The 17,730-nt window shown below is 35.8% G+C and carries 18 protein-coding genes; 7 read left to right on the top strand and 11 right to left on the bottom strand.

Features of this window, described 5'->3' with window-relative positions:
- Positions 1-504 precede the first annotated feature (504 nt).
- The 7 genes from ACF3OB_RS04055 to hemC form a co-directional block, all read right to left on the bottom strand.
- Positions 505-1,755 (bottom strand): IS4 family transposase, encoded by a 1,251-nt coding sequence (locus ACF3OB_RS04055; protein WP_392448461.1) that lies wholly within the window; start codon positions 1,753-1,755, stop codon positions 505-507.
- Positions 1,756-1,885: 130 nt separating this feature from the next.
- Positions 1,886-2,830, bottom strand: coding sequence for a ribosome small subunit-dependent GTPase A (gene rsgA, locus ACF3OB_RS04050; RefSeq protein WP_042007877.1), 945 nt, complete (start codon positions 2,828-2,830; stop codon positions 1,886-1,888).
- A gap of 215 nt (positions 2,831-3,045) precedes the next feature.
- Positions 3,046-3,198: a DUF4295 domain-containing protein gene (locus ACF3OB_RS04045; RefSeq protein WP_064504531.1), complete on the bottom strand. Its 153-nt coding sequence runs from the start codon at positions 3,196-3,198 to the stop codon at positions 3,046-3,048.
- 9 nt (positions 3,199-3,207) lie between these two features.
- Entirely contained in the window at positions 3,208-3,390 is a 183-nt protein-coding gene (gene rpmG / locus ACF3OB_RS04040) for a 50S ribosomal protein L33 (protein ID WP_042007879.1), read from the bottom strand.
- 36 nt (positions 3,391-3,426) lie between these two features.
- Positions 3,427-3,660: a 50S ribosomal protein L28 gene (gene rpmB / locus ACF3OB_RS04035; RefSeq protein WP_042007881.1), complete on the bottom strand. Its 234-nt coding sequence runs from the start codon at positions 3,658-3,660 to the stop codon at positions 3,427-3,429.
- A gap of 84 nt (positions 3,661-3,744) precedes the next feature.
- The gene (locus tag ACF3OB_RS04030; RefSeq protein WP_392448459.1) at positions 3,745-4,776 is read right to left on the bottom strand and encodes a VPS10 domain-containing protein; all 1,032 of its coding nucleotides are present in this window, start codon (positions 4,774-4,776) and stop codon (positions 3,745-3,747) included.
- A 44-nt stretch (positions 4,777-4,820) separates the two neighbouring features.
- The gene (hemC, locus tag ACF3OB_RS04025) at positions 4,821-5,726 is read right to left on the bottom strand and encodes a hydroxymethylbilane synthase (RefSeq protein WP_042347532.1); all 906 of its coding nucleotides are present in this window, start codon (positions 5,724-5,726) and stop codon (positions 4,821-4,823) included.
- Between the two features lie 299 nt (positions 5,727-6,025).
- Between hemC and ACF3OB_RS04020 the strand changes: the two genes are divergently transcribed.
- Together ACF3OB_RS04020 and ACF3OB_RS04015 are read left to right on the top strand one after the other, a co-directional pair.
- Positions 6,026-7,003 (top strand): pyruvate dehydrogenase complex E1 component subunit beta, encoded by a 978-nt coding sequence (locus tag ACF3OB_RS04020; protein WP_042007884.1) that lies wholly within the window; start codon positions 6,026-6,028, stop codon positions 7,001-7,003.
- 86 nt (positions 7,004-7,089) lie between these two features.
- Positions 7,090-7,818 carry a biotin--[acetyl-CoA-carboxylase] ligase gene (locus ACF3OB_RS04015; protein ID WP_042347530.1) on the top strand — a complete coding sequence of 243 codons (729 nt, stop codon included), beginning with the start codon at positions 7,090-7,092 and terminating at the stop codon, positions 7,816-7,818.
- Positions 7,819-7,948: 130 nt separating this feature from the next.
- On the opposite strand, the gene ACF3OB_RS04010 is transcribed toward ACF3OB_RS04015, so the two are convergent.
- On the bottom strand, positions 7,949-8,674 hold the full coding sequence (locus ACF3OB_RS04010; RefSeq protein ID WP_392419541.1) for a DUF6261 family protein: 726 nt from the start codon (positions 8,672-8,674) through the stop codon (positions 7,949-7,951).
- A gap of 146 nt (positions 8,675-8,820) precedes the next feature.
- Here ACF3OB_RS04010 and ACF3OB_RS04005 point away from each other — a divergent pair, with 146 nt between their 5' ends.
- A complete protein-coding gene (locus ACF3OB_RS04005; protein ID WP_262497035.1) occupies positions 8,821-8,955 on the top strand; it encodes a hypothetical protein in 135 nt (44 codons plus the stop codon).
- A 202-nt stretch (positions 8,956-9,157) separates the two neighbouring features.
- Here the strand turns inward: ACF3OB_RS04005 and ACF3OB_RS04000 are convergent, their stop codons facing one another.
- The 3 genes from ACF3OB_RS04000 to ACF3OB_RS03990 all read right to left on the bottom strand — a co-directional run bounded on the left by ACF3OB_RS04000 (position 9,158) and on the right by ACF3OB_RS03990 (position 14,042).
- Complete coding sequence (locus tag ACF3OB_RS04000) at positions 9,158-9,871, bottom strand: hypothetical protein (RefSeq protein ID WP_157908818.1); 714 nt, start codon at positions 9,869-9,871, stop codon at positions 9,158-9,160.
- Between the two features lie 57 nt (positions 9,872-9,928).
- Positions 9,929-11,287, bottom strand: coding sequence for a dGTP triphosphohydrolase (gene dgt, locus ACF3OB_RS03995; protein WP_095900279.1), 1,359 nt, complete (start codon positions 11,285-11,287; stop codon positions 9,929-9,931).
- A gap of 121 nt (positions 11,288-11,408) precedes the next feature.
- Positions 11,409-14,042 (bottom strand): valine--tRNA ligase, encoded by a 2,634-nt coding sequence (locus ACF3OB_RS03990; protein WP_392448455.1) that lies wholly within the window; start codon positions 14,040-14,042, stop codon positions 11,409-11,411.
- A gap of 257 nt (positions 14,043-14,299) precedes the next feature.
- Between ACF3OB_RS03990 and ACF3OB_RS03985 the strand changes: the two genes are divergently transcribed.
- The 4 genes from ACF3OB_RS03985 (at position 14,300) to ACF3OB_RS03970 (ending at position 17,571) form a co-directional block, all read left to right on the top strand.
- Positions 14,300-14,680, top strand: coding sequence for a DUF1573 domain-containing protein (locus ACF3OB_RS03985; RefSeq protein ID WP_042007894.1), 381 nt, complete (start codon positions 14,300-14,302; stop codon positions 14,678-14,680).
- A gap of 229 nt (positions 14,681-14,909) precedes the next feature.
- Complete coding sequence (gene nusB / locus ACF3OB_RS03980; protein ID WP_392448452.1) at positions 14,910-15,854, top strand: transcription antitermination factor NusB; 945 nt, start codon at positions 14,910-14,912, stop codon at positions 15,852-15,854.
- Positions 15,855-15,885: 31 nt separating this feature from the next.
- A complete protein-coding gene (yajC, locus tag ACF3OB_RS03975) occupies positions 15,886-16,179 on the top strand; it encodes a preprotein translocase subunit YajC (protein WP_042007899.1) in 294 nt (97 codons plus the stop codon).
- A 189-nt stretch (positions 16,180-16,368) separates the two neighbouring features.
- Positions 16,369-17,571: an IS256 family transposase gene (locus ACF3OB_RS03970; RefSeq protein WP_095893403.1), complete on the top strand. Its 1,203-nt coding sequence runs from the start codon at positions 16,369-16,371 to the stop codon at positions 17,569-17,571.
- Positions 17,572-17,730: the final 159 nt, after the last annotated feature.

The raw sequence follows: 17,730 nt of genomic DNA, 5'->3' as shown, positions 1-17,730 counted from the left end.
ACAGTCAGAGAAACATTCATCTGGTTGCCAACCAAGATAGATAGAATATTGCTATTAGAGATATATACATTTCTTTTCTCTTATTAAACCACCATAAATACAAATATATCCCAAGATAAACAATAATAAACAGGCTAATTAACGTTCTACTATAAAAAATGTCACTAAGATATAAAAATGTCAATGTAAATATTGAAAGAAATGTTGCAGAAAATAGGATACGTTTTAAAACCATAACTTTTATATATTGAATTGTCTTGACTTTTTGAAAACAAAGTAGCAAGTATTTTGATAATTTTCTAATTTTACTATACTGATTATCACTGTTATGAGTGAAAATAATAATATTTTTCGTTTAAAAAGATAGAATATCTTGCCCGAAATTACCAAAAATAATGAAGCTTCACAACTTTTTTTAGGAAAATTAAGCAAAATAATAGCTGTATGATCACAGCCGTCCGAAAGTTTTTTGAAAACTCATAAAATTCCTTGTCAACCCTTTATTTATAAGGGCAGACTTGTTTGTTGTGCGGAATTATCTCTGTCAAAGAGTGTGTTTTCAGGTGGTTTTTTCACTTTTTTTACGATAGGTTTCAGTTCGTTGCAAACATAATTCAGCGTCAGATAGTGCATAAGACACACCCTTATTTTCTCGCAAAAATTACTAAATGCCGTCTTTTTATCGCTATAAAATCGCTTTATCAACTCCAACAGAAGATAGCAAATCAAAGATACATAAATCTGTGATTTCACCGCATTTTCACTCGTGCCAAGAAAAGTTTTTATCTGTAAATTTTGCTTCATCGCCTTGAAAAACAACTCAATATCCCATCGTTTTTTGTACAAATCCGCAATGGTTCTCGCCGTCCAATCCATATTATTGGTGATGATTTCTATGGTTTTGTTGCCGTCTTGCTTATAAACCGTTACCAAACGTAATTTCTCTTGATCAATACCACTTTCTACCGCCTTTTTTGAGGTCAAAACGATGATTTCATCTTTGAGGATGTCGTGGTCTTTTTCATCAGGCAGGTCTCGTTCTTCAAAACTTTGGTAGAGCGTGTTGGACTTAATTCGCGTAACAAAAGTATTTTGGCAATGGATTCTGCCGAGCATCAAACTAAAATCAAAATAGCCTCTATCCTCAACAATGATGGTGTTTTTCGGATAGATATTTTGTTGTAATCCTTTGCTATCGTGTGTTTTAGCTTCGGTGATATTGACCATTTCAGGCAATCCAAGTTGATCGTCCCAAACGGTGTGAATTTTGAGTCCGCCTTTAGCTGTCCGAAATTTTGCCCAGTTGAAAAGACTTAAACACAGGCTAATGGTAGTACTGTCAATGATTTTTATTTTGTGGTTTTGGATTTCATCGATGATATGACTTTGATGTTTGGCTTTTAAAGAGTGTTTGTAATACTTTAAAAGACTAGAATACAAATCTTTAAATACTGCATAATGTCTTACTTTGTTTCCATCACTCATTGTTGATTTTGCGGGACTTTGTTTGAGTTGGAGATCGCTTAGGAAAGTGCTACTTACTGATAATCCGCAACTTATGTCGGATAGCGTATAGCATTTATTCAGCTGTCCGAAAGTTAGTGCCACCAATTGGTCGCGAGTTTTATAGGTAGACTTTCCCTTATCGGACTGATGTTTAGCGATTTCCGCTCTTAAAATATGCGCAGGAATGAGATCTAAAATTTGTCTGATTACGGGTTTATTTGTATTTTTGCTTCGCCTGAAGAGTGTCATAATTGAAAAAAAATGGGAATTTTTCAAATATACAACATTCTCAGGCAACTTTTATTTTAAAAGTTTCGGATAGTTGTGCTGTATGATATAAAAAGGTTTTTAGTAGAGAAGAGTAGGAGAAAGGGTAGTGTTAAGACTCCTCCTCTCCCTCATCAGTGCGATAGTGTTCTTCTTCTCCTTTGAGTATCTGTAGATAATTTTTGTAGCGAGACCATGAGATTAGGTCTTTTTCCAGAGCAGTTTTCACAGCACATTTAGGTTCATCAATATGTAAACAGTTATTGAATTTGCATTCCGATTTTAATCTGAAAAACTCAGGAAAATAATCTGTAAGTTCTTCTTTTTCAATGTCAACCATTCCAAATCCCTTGATGCCAGGAGTGTCAATGATTCTTCCTCCAAAATCCAAATCGTACATTTGAGCAAATGTGGTAGTATGTTGTCCTTGCTGAAATTGTACCGAAAGAGCTGCCGTTTTCAAATTTAGTTCGGGTGCAATGGCATTGATGAGTGTACTTTTTCCTACCCCTGAATGCCCTGAAATCACACAGGTATTATTTTGCATTAATTCCTTGAGTTTGTCGATGTTTTTATGAGTAATTGCCGAAATTCCAAGGCATTCATAGCCTATTTGTCGGTAAGTGGCTGCTAAATATTTTACTTCGTCAAGTTCTTCTGGGGTGTAAGTGTCTATCTTATTGAATAGCAATATTGTACGTATGCTATATGCTTCTGCTGTAACCAAAAATCGGTCAATAAAAGCGGTGAGAGTAGGAGGATTATTTAGGGTTACCACCAAAAAAGCAATGTCAATATTGGATGCGATGATATGTGTTTGTTTAGACAGGTTTACAGATTTACGGATGATGTAGTTTTTTCGTTCATGGATGTCGAAAATAACGCCGTTACCCGATTTTTCAAGTTCAAAACTAACGCTATCGCCAACCGCGATGGGATTTGTGTTTTTGATATCTTTAATACGGAATCTTCCTTTGATACGACATTGGTAAAATACACCGTCCTCTGCTTTCACTGAATACCAACTACCTGTTGATTTATAAACAACTCCATTCATTTTTAATCTACTTACTGTATTTTTTGCTGACAAAAATAAGGATTATATTTTAGTTTTACATATATTCTTGATAACTTACTTTTTCTACAAATCCTACAGTTTTCAAATTTTGTGAACTACTGTTGTTTTGTTTGCTGTATTATATTATGACCAAATATATAAAATAAAAAAAGCCGTCTCACGACAGCTTTCATTATGATAAATAGAGAAAATAATTATTTTTTCTTTAAAAAATCGTCAACCAACTCAGGAGCCATAACGCTTTCAACGAAAGTGTAAGCACCTGTCTTAGGAGATTTTACCATTTTAATGGCTTTAGTTAATTTTTTTGATTTTCCCTGTAATGTTGCTACTGTTTTCTTTGCCATAACCCCTTATTATTTAATTTCTTTATGAACAGTTACCCTTTTCAAGATAGGATTGAATTTTTTAAGTTCTAATCTATCAGGTGTGTTTTTCTTATTCTTTGTTGTAATGTAACGAGACGTACCTGGCATACCTGACTCTTTATGCTCTGTACATTCCATAATTACCTGTATTCTATTACCTTTTTTAGCCATTGTACTGTATGTTTTATATGTTAAAACGACACACTATTAAATGTATCCGTTACGTTCTACTTCTCTTAAAACTGCTGAAATCCCTTTTTTGTTGATGGTTTTGATAGCAGATGTTGACACTTTCAATGTAATCCAACGATCCTCTTCAGGAATGTAAAAACGTTTTGTTCTTAAATTTACGTTGAATTTACGTTTTGTTTTGTTCATTGCGTGAGATACATTATTCCCCACCAATGCTTTTTTTCCTGTTAGTTCACAAACTCTTGCCATTTTTCTCTATTATTATTGTATTGTCCTTACTATTAAAATCAGGGTGCAAATTAACGGACTTTTTTTTAATCTGCCAAATTATTTTCAATATTTTTTGTACTTGAATAGGGTGATTTCTTCATTCCCTGAAGCCACCAAAGTGTTTTCATCAACGAATAACAGACTGTGATATCCTTTTTCTGATATTTTTTTCCAAGTTTTCCCGCTATCGACTGACGACCAAATTCCGTTGCTGGATGAAGTAGCTACAAGTCCCTTACCTTCACTGTTTGGGATATATCGCACACAACTTATGTACCCAGGAGAGGAAGTTTCGTCAATTACTTGCCACGTTTTTCCGCCGTCCGTGGTAATAGCTCCACTTTTTGCTTTTAATGTTGGATTTTTATAATCTCCTCCCATTACAATTCCATTATTTTTGTCGTAAAAACTTACCGAAAAGGCTCCCTGTGAGGGGGTTCCCTGTACAATCGGCAGGTTTGTTGATTTCCAAGTGACTCCCTTGTCTTCCGATGAAAATATACGACTCTTTGACCCTCCGGTAATCACCCAAAGCAGGTTCTCCACATTGGCAATATTGGAATTACTTGCGGCAAATAAAGCCTCACCTACTGCTAATTTTGGAGCTTGATCACATGATTTTTTTTGCCATGTTTTTCCTCCATCGTGGGTTGTGAGTACAGACATGCAATCATCAGTGGGGTCACCAACCGCAATTCCAAACTGATTGTCAAGGAATAACATACTGTCGTAGAAAGCTTTCTCATGAGTTTCTTCATACATTTTTTTGAAGCCATCCGATTGTGTGCTGAAAAGCATTGCAGGGCTGCCTACCGAAAGCATATAAAAATCATTTGTTGTAGCTGCTACCGAACGATACTCTACATCTAAAAAATCCGTTTTTTCCATCGTGAGGTTTTGGGTGTTTATGAAACCCAACACACCCTCTGAACCTGCAAACCCAATATTTTTATCCAAGAGAACCATAGCTCGGACACTTTTTCCCTCCAAAGAAAACGTGTGTCTTTCTTTGATTTCAATTCCTTGTAAGTCATTGTTTTGATTTTGACAACTTATCAAAATCATACAACATATAGCATATAAAAATCTTTTCATTTGTAAGGTTTAATATTCCGTGATTGTAATGCTCTACTTGTTCTTTAGCGTAATGTTTTTATTATCTCAGCTCCGCCTTTACTGAGTATTTCTTCAGCGCATTGTTTTCCAAATTCGTGGAAATCAGTTTCTGATATGGCTTTTGAAACGCTGATTTTTTGTTTGCCGTCCAATGAAAACAACGCTCCTTGAAACATGATTTTGTTTCCTTCAAAATGAGCAAAAGCTCCTATGGGAGCGGTACATCCGCCTTCTAAAACACGTAAAAATTGTCGTTCGATGTGGGTGCAAATATCGGTTTCTCGATCATTTAATTTGGCAACTGCTTCGCATGAAAAAGAATCGTCTTCGTTGACAACTACCACCATAGCTCCTTGTGCAGGGGCGGGAATCATCCAATCCAAAACGACGTGATTTTCAGGTTTTTTGTCAATACGTTCCAATCCTGCAGAAGCAAAAATAGCTCCGTTCCAATTGTTGTCATTCAATTTTTGTAATCGAGTGTTTACATTTCCGCGTAGGTTTACTACTTCATGTGTAGGGAAGCGATGTAACCACTGTGCCTTACGGCGTAAACTGCCCGTGGCAATTGTAGCTTCGGGATTTTCTAAAAACAATGTATTTTCTTTAAAAACCAAAATATCATGTACATTAGCACGTTTCAATACTGCTTTTTGTACAATTCCTTTGGGGAGTGCGGTCGGCACATCTTTCATGCTATGTACTGCAATGTCGACCTGCTTTTTTAACATGGCTATATCTAAGGTTTTCGTAAAAATACCTGTGATTCCCATTTCATACAGAGGTTTGTCTAATATTAAATCTCCCTCTGATTTTACAGCAACAATCTCAGTTTCATAGTTTAAGGCGTTTAGTTTGTTTTCTACTAAACGTGCTTGCCACAGAGCAAGTTCGCTGTCTCGACTCCCTATCCGTATTTTTTTGCTCATTACAATGGTTCTAATTTTGCTGACAAAAATAATAAAACTTTTGGGATAATCATCACATTTTGATAGAGTGCCTCTTTACATGAAAATAAGGTTTGTCTGCTTGAAAACTTTGTGCTCAAAAAAAGAAGACTTAAGCGTCAAAAGTAATATTATGAATAAATATTTAAATCGTTGATAGTCAATTATTGGCGTTTTTATTAAAAATATAAATTCGAAAAAAAAATAAACATCGATGTAAAATTCAATAAATATGTGTATTTTTGTGCCTTTCACAACTATGGTTAAATATTCATATAAAAATGAGAACAATACAATTCAGAGAAGCTATTTGTGAGGCGATGAGCGAGGAAATGCGTCGCGATGAATCAATTTACTTAATGGGGGAAGAGGTTGCCGAATATAATGGAGCTTATAAAGCATCAAAAGGAATGTTAGATGAGTTTGGCCCCAAGCGTGTTATTGATACTCCAATTGCGGAGGCTGGTTTTGCTGGGATTTCCGTGGGAGCGGCCATGAATGGAAATAGACCCATAGTGGAGTTTATGACTTTTAACTTCTCGTTGGTGGCTATAGACCAAATTATCAATAACGCTGCTAAAATGCGCCAGATGTCGGGCGGTCAATTCAATATCCCGATTGTTTTTCGTGGGCCAACGGCTTCTGCAGGACAATTAGGAGCAACGCACTCACAGGCGTTTGAAAATTGGTTTGCAAACACTCCAGGACTGAAAGTAGTTGTGCCTTCAACGCCCTATGATGCCAAAGGTTTGTTGAAAGCTGCTATCCGTGATAACGACCCAGTGATTTTTATGGAGTCAGAGCAAATGTATGGCGATAAAGGTGAAGTTCCTGAAGGTGAGTATGTATTGCCATTAGGTGTTGCTGATGTAAAACGAGAAGGGAAAGATGTAACTATCGTTTCTTTCGGGAAAATTATTAAAGAGGCGTTTGTTGCAGCCGATATTTTGGCAAAAGAAGGCATTGAATGTGAAATTATTGATTTGCGTACCGTACGTCCAATGGATAAAGAGGCTATCTTTAATTCTGTGAAAAAAACCAATCGCTTGGTGATTTTGGAAGAAGCTTGGCCTTTCGCGAGTGTGGCTTCAGAAATTACTTACCAAGTGCAAGAAAATGTGTTTGATTTCTTAGACGCTCCTATTCAGAGAATTACAACGGCTGATGCTCCCGCCCCTTATTCACCTGCTTTGTTGAAAGAATGGTTGCCGAATGCAAACGATGTGGTGAAGGCAGTACATAAAGTAATGTATAAATAAAACTTTTTCTCATAATAATTAAATTTTAAGTTACTTAAAAATCTTTGTAAGAGTTCCTTACAAAGATTTTTTTTGGTTGTATTACTATGAAGATTATCAAGTTAGCTTCCGTAGATTCGACAAATGTTTTCTTGAAAAAAATGGTCAATTCGGGAGAGGGATTGTCTAATTTTTTGACTGTTTGGACTCCGAATCAAACGCAGGGAGTCGGGCAGTATGGAGCCAAATGGATGGCTGAACCCTACAAGAATTTGACTTTTAGCGTGTTATACATACATGAAAATTTCGATTTGGAACGATATTTTGTTTTGAACATGCTTACGTCAATTGCCATTGTAACTACACTAAAATCTTTAGGTGTTCCGAATTTACACATCAAATGGCCGAATGATATTTTATCGAATAAATACAAAATTGGAGGCGTACTCATTGAAAACATCATACGTGGTGGTAAAATAGAAAAAAGTATCATAGGTATTGGATTGAATGTGAACCAAACTAATTTTGAAGGACTTCCGAAAGCTAGTTCATTGAAAAATGAAACAGGTAAGAGTTTTGATATAGAGGAAATTATAAATAAAATTGTAGTTAATTTACAGCAAACGTTTTCTCAGATAGACTTCTCTTTTCAGGAGTTGTACCCAGCGTACAGAAGCCATTTGTTTCGATTAAACGAAGTTTCGGCATTTCGTCCGCAACAGGGAAGTGATTTTTCGGGTATCGTCCGTAGGGTATTGCCGTCTGGAGAGTTGGTAGTTGAAACCGAAGAGGGTGAAAAACATTTTTCACTCAAAGAAGTACAGTTGTTATATTAGTCCGTTTTTTCATCTGCTTCATAATTTAGATTTATACAACGTGTTGCTTAAGAAAAATGCCTAAAGTTACGAAATATATTTTTCTCCCTTTTAGGCATTTATTTCACTGAGATAACTTGTCTTTTTCCTTTTACTTTTTAGTTTCACTATCTCCTTTTCCCTGATTGTTTCTTCGTTTTATGGCGGTGTTGGTCGTGTCAATCACTTGTTCCACAGCGTTGGCAAGGGAACTATATTGCGTAGGGTTAGCGATTTTCATTGCGATGAGATACGGAATGAGTTTCCCATTGATGGCTTCGAGCAGCGGTTTTTTCAGCGATGAGGCAGAAGGAGTGTTTTTCTGCTCGGAAATACTTTTTTCGTACTCGGCACGAAGCTCAGTAAAGGCAGTTTGTTCATTGCGAAGTTGCGAAATGATTTCTTTTATCCCCTGAAGCGACGCAATTGCCGACTCCAACTCGGGGGCAGACAAATCCTTTAACAATGATTCAATAAGCGATGATTCGACAGCGTACGCCTCCTTCGTAATTTTCACCCCATATTTGGAGAAGACAGCGAATAATTTCTCTCCGTTTTCTTTCAATTGAGGGATAGGCAACGCACAATAACCGAGCAATGCCGCATTGAGTGACCGCACCAAATTATCCCTACGCAAGTCGGCTTCTTCCTGTTTGGAGAGCGACACATCGCGTTTGATGGCTTCAGTAATTTCGTGGGAAAGCGTTTCGATTTCGGCAAAAGTAGATTTCAAAAAAGCCTCCTCTTGCAAGGCAGTTTCTTTGCGATACAACACCAAAAGTAGGTCAGAAACATCATCGATTTCGGTGGTGCGAATGGAAGTGTTTAGTTTGTTCATAGCGGTATAAATTTAGTTTGACAATCAGTAATGTGTTTTACTTTTTCCGCTAATGTACAAAAATATTATTGTGTAAGAGCTTTTTGGTTGAATTTTAACATTTGTTGTTGTTTAATTGCAATCGTTTAGGCGAAACGAGAAAACAAATGTTCCTGACCATTGCCTACTTAGGCGATACGCAAAAACAGTCGTTTTCTACCTTTACCTACTTAGGCGAAGGTCGCCTCCGCGTGTTTTGGGGCTTCGCCTATTTAGGCGAAACAAGAAAACAAGCGTTTTGATGTTTCGCTTAAATAGGGAGAATAAGAAGTCATTTGTTTTTTAATTAAAAACTTTAATAAAGAGATTTGGGATACACGTTTTATTCTTTTAGGTAATTCCCTTAAAATGAAAAAATACGTGCTAGAATCTTGATAATGTTTATAAACGCGTTAACATAATTCTTTATTTGATTGATTTGTAATAATTTGTTTTTTGTAATCTTTAAAAATCTAGAAGATATTGATTATTATAGTTATTATTTTTTTTTATTTCTTCTATACAACACTCTATGTAAGCTGAATTTAATTCATTGTACTTCGGATAAGTTTGTTTAATTTTATTAAGATGAGACAATACATTACCATATTTATCTCGTAAATGTCCAAGTTTTTTACTCACATATAAATAAGTGTTATCGCTTAAAGAAGAATTGAATCTATACTTTATATAAAAGGCTCTTATTATATTCGCCTCAACAGAAGGATTTAAATTTTTATATATCGATTTTTTTTGAAGAATATCAAGTTGATTATTTTTTACAAAGTCTTTATAATACTTCAAGTTGTATGAAAAGTTGTGGAGATTAATTACTAATGAATCATAGTTGTAAAAGCACCCCTTGGCTATACTATTCAATTTGTCATTTTCATTTAACTTTACCAAGTTATTTTTGAAAGCCCAATTGTCCTCTATAGACCAAATATCTAACTCTAAATCACTTAACTTGATTTTGATCCCCCCATATCTATTTACTTTATGAGGAAAGCAAAAGGACGATATTATTTCGATTAGTTGTGTTCTTTTAATGTCTACTATTATATCTATATCACGACTATTTTTCCCATATAAAAAATCTCTGAAAAAACCACCTATTACATAAGCTGTCTCAACAGAAAGGATGTTGTATAAAAGAGATATAGCGTTATTCTCTTTCATTTTGTGTACAAAATAATCTTGAAATTTTTTTTTGATATTCTCCTCTTCGAAAAACATTTATAATTTAATTCCTTTTAATTGTTGATATAAATTAATGGCATAAGAATCTGTCATTCCAGAGATATAGTCTACTATCATCTGAAGTTTTTTATATTCATCGTTGTTATACTTTTCAATATTCTCATACACATATCTATGATCTGATGATATTAAATTGTATAAACGGGAATCATAAGTGCCCTCTTTTTCACAAAAGCTTGGACTTTCAGAGGCTTTTACAAAAATGTCTAACAACCCATAGATGGCTTCCCATCCCGCAATTTCCTTTTTAATAATACATTTATCTTTAAAAACAATAGATTGTAATTCTTTATATGCTTTTCTTATGTCAGAGGCTTCTGAAATTTTGATAATTTCTTCTTTCATAGTTCCTTCCATAATTTTATCATAATTGTTTTCAAAAGTTTCTATAATTTTTTCAATCATAATTCTTTGGGTGAAAATTCTAAACTTTTGTATAACTAAGGAGGAGTCCCTCTCATCCCAAAATTTGTTAGTTAGTGAATCTAACTCTTTAAGGACTTGTATTTTATTTTTAGATAAGTTTTCATTAAAGATTTTTCTTACTTTGTTTATATCTATAATACCAAGCTTTATACTATCTTCTATATCTGCTGCACTATACGCAATATCATCAGCAGCTTCAAGTAAATAAGTAATAGGATTTCTCTTGTTGTTTAGTTGTAAATATCCATCTATTTCTTTATATAAACTCTCTTCTGTAACAAAGTATCCAAACTTCTTCTTAGCAATATCCTCTGAATCTCCTTGATTGCCCTCTACGGAACTGAAAGGATATTTTACGATTGAAGCTAGTGAAGAATAGGTTAAATTATAGCCAAAACCATCTCCAAAGTAATATAGCTTGGATAATATCCTAAATGTTTGAACATTACCATCAAAATATTTCAAATCAGCTTTTTCATTATCATTAAGGGATGTACTTTTTTTATCAAAATAATCTGAAAAAAAAGTAGCTATAGCTTTTTCTCCGAAATGTCCGAATGGGGGGTTTCCTAGGTCGTGAACTAATCCAGCAACTCTAAGAAGTGAACTAAGAAGTCCTTTTTGATCATCAGTAATATCTCCTTTTTTGAGTAAAACTTTTTCAATACTCTGACCTATTGAGCTAGCAATATAGGATACTTCAAGGGAATGGGTTAATCTCGTTCTTATATAATCGCTCTGTTCTAGTGGAAAGACTTGTGTCTTATCCTGTAGACGTCTAATAGGGGAACTTGAAATAAGTCTACCATAATCATTTTCAAAGGGATTTCTTCCATCAGTAGGTATTGTTGGAGATTTTTCTCTAAATCTTTTTTCTCCAAGCAAAAGTTTCCATTTTTCTCTATACATAATATTTAATTTAGTTTATAATTGGTATTGAATGTCTATGTATTCGTATATGCTCTACGTAAAAGCGAAAAAATCTTTCGCCCTTTCTTGTAACTTTATCCTTTACACTTTTTCCTTTTTCTTATCCCCGCAGGTTTTTAAGGCTTTGTTGAATGGTTTCAATCTTCGCCAGTGCGTCGGCTTGTTTTTTGCGTTCCATTTCCACCACTTTTTCAGGAGCGGAGCTGACAAACTTTTCGTTGGAAAGTTTTTTCTCCACCGAAGCCAAAAAGCCTTGCGTATATTTGAGTTCCTCTTCGAGTTTTTTGATTTCCTCCTCTACATTGATGTTGCCCTGCATCGGGATAAAATACTCGTTGGACTTCACTCGGAACGAAATCGCTCCCTCTACCTTTTGGCTAACATATTTCAGTTCGGACAAATTGCCCAATTTGACGATAATCACATCGAAAGTCGTTGCCGTCTGTTCGTTGTTCAACACAGAAAGTGAAATTTCCTCCTTAAACGGAATGTTTTTCTCTTTTCGCACGGTTCTGATGCCCGAAATCACTTCGGCTGCGGTGTCAAATTCGGCTAAAATACGCTCATCGAACGAAGTTATTTCAGGATATTTTGCCACTACCAGAGCCTCCTGAGGTTTTCGTTCGGTGATGTGTTGCCAGATTTCCTCCGTGATGAATGGCATAAACGGATGCAACAATTTGAGGTTATCCTCAAAAATGGCGATAATTTCTGCAAACGTTTTTTGGTCAATCGGTTGTCCGTAAGCAGGTTTTACCATCTCCAAGAGCCACGAACAGAAGTCGTCCCACACCAATTTGTAGATTTTCATCAAGGCATCGGAGATTCTGTATTTTGCAAAATCGTCTTCGGTTTCGGCAAGTACCTTTTGGAATTTATTTCTGTACCATTCTATGGCAATTCGGTTGTTTTCAGGCTGATTAGCTTCCGAAATTTCCCAACCTTTCACTAATCGGAAGGCATTCCAAATCTTGTTGGCAAATCCGCTACCTTGCTGACAAAGTGCCTCATCGAAAAGTAAGTCATTTCCTGCTGCGGACGATAATAAAAGCCCCACACGAACGCCGTCCGCACCAAAGTCATCAATCAATTTCAATGCATCGGGCGAATTACCTAATTGTTTGGACATTTTTCGTCCCTGTTTGTCGCGAACAATCCCTGTAAAATAGACATTGGTAAAAGGTTTTCTTCCTTTGAATTCGTACCCCGCCATAATCATTCTCGCCACCCAAAAGAAAATAATATCAGGACCTGTAACCAAATCATTGGTAGGATAATAATAATTGTATTCTTCGTTTTCGGGGTCTAAAATTCCACCAAAAACGCTCATTGGCCACAACCAAGAAGAAAACCACGTATCGAGAGCGTCTTCGTCCTGTTTCAAGTCATTAGTGGTTAGGGAGTGGTTATTAGATTTTGCTTTTGCCAATTCTAAGGCTTTTTCTTTGGTTTCGGCAACTACGAAATCTTCTTTTCCGCTACCATAATAATACGCCGGAATTTGTTGCCCCCACCAAAGCTGTCGCGAGATGTTCCAATCGCGGATATTTTCCATCCAATGGCGATAGGTATTTTCATATCTTTTTGGGAAGAAATTGATTTCTTCACTTTCCAAAACTCCACTGATGGCAGGTTTTACCAAATCTTCCATCTTCAAAAACCATTGGTCGAGTGGGCGTTGTTCGATAACAGCCCCTGTACGTTCCGATGTACCGACTTTATTAAGATAATCTTCCGTTTTCAGCAATAAATCTTTTGCTTCGAGCTCTTTAACTATCTCTTTGCGAACCACAAATCGGTCTTTTCCTTCGTAATGCAATCCGTAATGATTCAGTTTGGCATCGTCGGTAAAGGCGTCGATGATTTCGAGTTTATGGCGTTCGCCGATTTCGTAGTCGTTTTTGTCGTGAGCCGGAGTGATTTTCAAAGCTCCTGTTCCAAACTCAATATCCACGTATTCGTCTTCGATAATAGGCACAACGCGATTAACAATCGGCACGATTACTTTTTTTCCTTTCAGATGTTTGTAACGCTCATCGTTGGGATTGATACAAACGGCAATATCTCCGAAAATGGTTTCGGGGCGGGTTGTGGCTACGGTCAGAAATTCCTCCGAACCCTCTATCTTATATTTAAGGTAAAAAAGTTTTCCGTTTTGTTCTTTATAGATAACTTCCTCGTCGGAAAGGGTGGTTTTTGCCTGTGGGTCCCAATTGACCATTCGGTATCCGCGGTAGATGTATCCTTTGTTGTACAAATCCACAAACACCTTTATCACCGAAGCATAAAGGTCATCATCGAGGGTGAATTTAGTTCTGTCCCAATCGCACGAACAACCGAGTTTTTTGAGTTGTTCAAGGATAACACCACCATACTGATGCGTCCAATCCCAAGCGTGTTTGAGGAATTCCTCACGCGTGAGGTTGGCTTTGTCGATGCCTTGTTCTTTGAGCTTTGCCACTACTTTGGCTTCAGTGGCAATAGAAGCGTGGTCGGTACCCGGCACCCAGCAAGCATTGAAGCCTTTGAGCCTTGCACGGCGTATAAGTACATCTTGAATTGTGTTATTGAGCATATGCCCCATATGCAAAATTCCCGTAACATTTGGCGGGGGAATTACAATGGTGTAAGGTGTTCTTTCATCGGGAGTTGAGTGGAAGAAATTGTGTTTCATCCAGTATTCGTACCATTTGGCTTCTACCGAATTGGGTAAATATTTTGAAGGGATTTCCATGAAGATACTTTCTTTATTTTAAGTGTTAATATTGAGTGTTACAAAATCTGAGTGCAAATATAAAACATAATTGTTTATTTAAAGAAAATTTTTATCTTTGCCCCACGTTTTTAATGAATATGTTTGAGGTGTTCTAAGTGTCATATTTAGCGTTCTATTAACTATGGTTTATTAAACTTTTAACCGAAAAATACAAACCTTGGCATGTTTATTGATAATAATGATATAGATAACTAATTATTTTAATTTTTTGTACCATGAAAAAGTTTTTAACATTTTTATTCGTAGCTACGTTTGGTCTTGTAACTTATGCACAAGAGGCAACAGCTGAAATCACTTTCACAGCGGAAGAAATTGATTACGGAACAATCAAAGCTGGAAGCGACGGGGTGCGTGTTTTTGAATTTACAAATACAGGAAAAGCTCCTTTAGTGATTGCTAACGCTACTTCAAGTTGTGGATGTACAGTCCCTTCTTTCCCTAAAGGAAAGCCAATTATGCCAGGAGAAAAAGGGAAAATTGAGGTGAAATATGACACAAATCGTGTTGGCCCAATCAGCAAAACAGTTACTATAACTTCAAACGCTAAAACAAAACCAGTTGTGGCTTTGCGAATCAAAGGAACTGTACAACAATAGGCTTTTCCTATAAAAACATTTGTTGAAACTATCCAAGAAAGGGTGTTTAATTCCGTTAAGGAATTAATTTTGTAAGACATTCTTTTTTGGGTAGTTTTTTAATTTCATTAAAAAGATCTGATTAAATTTCCTTTTTTTGTGATAGTTTCATTTTTTTACCCTATTTTTGCCGCCGATTTAACGATATATATTTTTATTTTACAATACCATTATCATAGTTCTTAAAGTTATGCTCACAAGAAGACATGTCAGAGTAAAAGTAATGCAATCCATTTATGCGATGGAGCTAAGTCAAAGTCAAAATTTAGACAAAGAGGTAAAGTTTTTGCAGCGTAGCACCGAAGATATGTACAATCTTTATTTGCTGACTTTTGCACTGTTTAAGGAACTTCACAAAATGGCATCTCAGCAGATTGAGATAGCTCAAAGAAAATATTTAGCAACCGCCGCCGAGAAAAATCCAAATAGAAAGTTTATTGATAATAGACTACTAACAATGATTGTGAGCAATGAATTGTTGGATGAAACTATTGATAACGCTCGTATGAATCGATGGGATTTAGATTCCGAATACGTTAAAATTATCTACAAGAAGATTCTCGAAAGTAAGTGCTATAATGAGTACATGGCCGAGAAAACCACGAATTTCGATAAAGATAAGGAGTTCTTAATCAATATATTTAAAGAGATAATCGCTTGTGAGGATAAATTGTATGAGTATATCAATGATTTTAACCTGACATGGACAGACGATTTCCCAATAGTTAATACCTTTATTCTTAAATTATTGAAAGGAGTTAAGGGGAATGAGAGTGAAAAATATTTCGTTCCGAAGCTTTATAAGAATGATGATGATAAACTTTTTGCTCAAGATTTATTGAAAAAAGTAGTGTTGAACGATGAAAAATACCAAAATTACATTGATGATAAAACTCAGAATTGGGATAAAGAGCGAGTTGCCAAATTGGATAATATCATCATCAAAATGGCAATTTGTGAGTTTTTAAGATTCCCAACAATCCCTGTAAAAGTAACATTAAATGAGTATCTTGAGATTGCTAAAGAATACTCAACAGATAAAAGCAACGTCTTTATCAATGGTATTTTGGATAGTTTAGCCAAAGAATTTGACGAGAAAAAAGAGTTGAAAAAGGTTGGCAGAGGGCTTCTGTAAGAAAAAGTAATAATTTTAAAATTTATATACAATGGATCCTAATTTTTCTAATTTATTAATTCCTGTTCTGATGCTTGCGGTTGTCTATTTTTTGATGATTCGCCCACAGATGAACCGACAAAAACAAGAAAGAAAGTTTATTCAAGACATGAAAAAAGGCGATAAAGTTGTTACCAAAGGAGGGATGCACGGAAAAATCGTTGAATTGACCGATGATAGCTGTGTCATCGAAACCTTGGCGGGAAAAATAAAATTTGAACGTTCCGCTATTTCCTTGGAAATGTCAAAAAAGGCAAACGCAACTCCTTCAACTGAAGCCAAGTAAGCAAATATTTCAAAAACAGAAGTTTCAGATAACAATACTTTTAGGGTTGTTATCTGAAACTTTTTTTAGGAGTATCCCATAATCTGTGTAAGTTGAAAAGTTATTCTGAAATTTTTTGAGCCCTTAAAAGCTCAAAAAAAATTTCGGAAATAACTTTTTAACTATTTTTGACCCATAATTTAAACAGATATGATTAACAAGGAAGAATTGCTCAACAGCAAAGAATTTTACAAGTCATTTAAGACTGCTGAGGACTTGACAGGTTTCTTTAAAGAGCTCCACAAAAAAGCGGTGGAACATATGCTCAATGCCGAACTCGAGGTTCACTTGGACAACGAAAAACACGACAAAACTAAAGATGGAAATTATCGTAACGGACACACTTCCAAGAAGATAAAAACTTCCTTTGGCGAAGAACAAATCCAAGTTCCTAGGGATAGAGACGGTAGTTTTAACCCAATGTTAGTCCCTAAACGCAAGAACGTTATCGATGGTTTGGAAAACATCATCGTATCGTTCTATGCCAAAGGAATGAGCGTGAGCGACATCGAAGAACAAATCCAAGAAATGTACGGCTTTGAAGTATCAACTTCCACAATATCAAGGATTACCAATGCGGTTACCAATGAAATGGTCGCTTGGCAGAACCGCCCGTTGGACGAGCTGTATCTGATTGTTTGGATGGACGGCATCGTTTTTAAAGTTCGTGAGAACTCAAAAGTTGTCAACAAAACCATTTACCTTGCTGTGGGCTTGAATCGAGAGGGAAAAAAGGAAGTTTTAGGAATGTGGCTCGGAAAGAATGAAAGTTCCGCCTTTTGGATGAGCGTTCTCACTGATTTAAAGGCTCGTGGAGTGGAAGATATTCTCATTACTGCCACCGATAATTTAAACGGATTTACGCAAACCATTCGCACGGTTTTTCCCCAATCACAAACGCAAATATGTGTGGTTCATCAGATTAGGAATGCTTGTAAGTATGTGGTTTACAAAGACAGAAAAGAATTTACAGCCGATATGAAACACATTTATACTGCCCCTAACAAGGAAGCTGCCAAGGTTGCTTTGGAGGATTTTGCCCAAAAATGGGAGTCAAAATACGGCTATGCTATCAAATCTTGGTATGACAATTGGGACGAATTGACCGTATTTTTCGATTTTCCGTTAGAGATAAGAAAAATTATTTACACAACCAATCTTATTGAGAATCTGAATGGTAAGATTCGGAAATACACCAAAAACAAGCTGTCTTTCCCAACAGACGAAGCTGTGCAAAAGTCCGTTTTCTTGGCTTTGAGAGAAGCTACCAAAAAGTGGAGTATGCCTATCCAAAATTGGGGGATTGTCTTAAACCAATTTATGCTTATATTTGCACAAAGACTCAAACTATAAAAACTTAACCCCAACTTTTTAACTTACACACTTAGAGGGATAGTGTCCTTTTTTTGTATATAATTGATTCATATGTGCTTATATTATTTCTTTTCCTTTTTTACTCTAATAAAAAACCTATTCTGAACCATACAAAACAAACCTCTGCCACCTTCTGTC

It is taken from the genome of Capnocytophaga canis (assembly GCF_043187445.1).
Taxonomy (GTDB): Bacteria; Bacteroidota; Bacteroidia; order Flavobacteriales; family Flavobacteriaceae; genus Capnocytophaga; species Capnocytophaga canis.
The sequence above is the reverse complement of the archived record's forward strand: the minus strand, read 5'-3'. Positions and strand labels throughout refer to the sequence as shown.